The sequence below is a fragment of the Vibrio sp. CyArs1 genome, from assembly GCF_022432925.1.
Lineage (GTDB): Bacteria > Pseudomonadota > Gammaproteobacteria > Enterobacterales > Vibrionaceae > Vibrio > Vibrio mediterranei.
Genome location: NZ_JAKRBO010000025.1, coordinates 1 through 1,565 on the forward strand (window position 1 = coordinate 1; position 1,565 = coordinate 1,565).

Genomic DNA, 1,565 nt, shown 5'->3' on the forward strand with positions numbered 1-1,565 from the left:
TGCTGGAGGTATCAGAAGTGCGAATGCTGACATGAGTAACGATAAAGGGGGTGAAAAACCTCCTCGCCGGAAGACCAAGGGTTCCTGTCCAACGTTAATCGGGGCAGGGTAAGTCGACCCCTAAGGCGAGGCCGAAAGGCGTAGTCGATGGGAAACGGGTTAATATTCCCGTACTTCTTACAATTGCGATGGGGGGACGGAGAAGGCTAGGTGGGCCTGGCGACGGTTGTCCAGGTTCAAGTGCGTAGGCTTAAGGTTTAGGTAAATCCGGACCTTTTTAAGGCTGAGACACGATGTCGAGCTACTACGGTAGTGAAGTCATTGATGCCATGCTTCCAGGAAAAGCCTCTAAGCTTCAGATTGTAAGGAATCGTACCCCAAACCGACACAGGTGGTCGGGTAGAGAATACCAAGGCGCTTGAGAGAACTCGGGTGAAGGAACTAGGCAAAATGGTACCGTAACTTCGGGAGAAGGTACGCTCTTAGTGGTGAAGTCCCTTGCGGATGGAGCTATCGAGAGTCGCAGATACCAGGTGGCTGCAACTGTTTATTAAAAACACAGCACTGTGCAAAATCGCAAGATGACGTATACGGTGTGACGCCTGCCCGGTGCCGGAAGGTTAATTGATGGGGTTAGTTTTCGGACGAAGCTCTTGATCGAAGCCCCGGTAAACGGCGGCCGTAACTATAACGGTCCTAAGGTAGCGAAATTCCTTGTCGGGTAAGTTCCGACCTGCACGAATGGCGTAATGATGGCCACGCTGTCTCCACCCGAGACTCAGTGAAATTGAAATCGCTGTGAAGATGCAGTGTACCCGCGGCTAGACGGAAAGACCCCGTGAACCTTTACTACAGCTTGGCACTGAACATTGAGCCTACATGTGTAGGATAGGTGGGAGCCTTTGAAGCGAGTACGCCAGTATTCGTGGAGGCAATCTTGAAATACCACCCTTGTATGTTTGATGTTCTAACTTGGTTCCCTAATCGGGAATGAGGACAGTGCCTGGTGGGTAGTTTGACTGGGGCGGTCTCCTCCCAAAGAGTAACGGAGGAGCACGAAGGTGGGCTAATCACGGTTGGACATCGTGAGGTTAGTGCAATGGCATAAGCCCGCTTGACTGCGAGAATGACAATTCGAGCAGGTGCGAAAGCAGGTCATAGTGATCCGGTGGTTCTGAATGGAAGGGCCATCGCTCAACGGATAAAAGGTACTCCGGGGATAACAGGCTGATACCGCCCAAGAGTTCATATCGACGGCGGTGTTTGGCACCTCGATGTCGGCTCATCACATCCTGGGGCTGAAGTCGGTCCCAAGGGTATGGCTGTTCGCCATTTAAAGTGGTACGCGAGCTGGGTTTAGAACGTCGTGAGACAGTTCGGTCCCTATCTGCCGTGGGCGTTGGAAGATTGAAGGGGGCTGCTCCTAGTACGAGAGGACCGGAGTGGACGAACCTCTGGTGTTCGGGTTGTGTCGCCAGACGCATTGCCCGGTAGCTAAGTTCGGAATCGATAACCGCTGAAAGCATCTAAGCGGGAAGCGAGCCCTGAGATGAGTCTTCCCTGGC

The 1,565-nt window shown here is 52.8% G+C and carries 1 rRNA gene; it reads left to right on the forward strand.

The window, feature by feature from the left end:
* Positions 1–1,565: ribosomal RNA gene (locus MMA19_RS26410) — 23S ribosomal RNA — on the forward strand; the annotation flags it as partial.